The sequence below is a fragment of the Sphingomonas sp. AC435 genome (genome assembly GCF_979253005.1).
Window position 1 is genome coordinate 1 of the sequence record NZ_CEEDCJ010000117.1, and the last position, 236, is coordinate 236.

Here is a 236-nt window from a genome sequence, read left to right on the forward strand (position 1 = left end):
CTCGGCGCCGGGCGCGGCTTCACCCACGCGCAGATGCGCGACGATCGCGGCCGGCTGGTCGATCTCGGCACCACGGGGTCGGGGCAGACGCCATGGAGCCGCGTCGGCGACGGTCGCCTGCCGCTGAAAGGTGGCGTGCGCGAGGTGCTGGCGACGGAGATGCTCGACGCGCTCGGCGTCTCCACGTCCTCCACTATGTCGCTGATCGAGACGGGCGAGCAGCTGGCCCGCGGCGA

Annotated in this window: 1 protein-coding gene; it reads left to right on the forward strand. The window is 73.3% G+C overall.

Translation table 11 applies throughout. The features are described from left to right. Window positions 1-236, forward strand: a 236-nt coding sequence (locus tag AC0CH8_RS19145) for a protein adenylyltransferase SelO family protein (RefSeq protein WP_465241235.1), incomplete at both ends; no start/stop codon positions are given.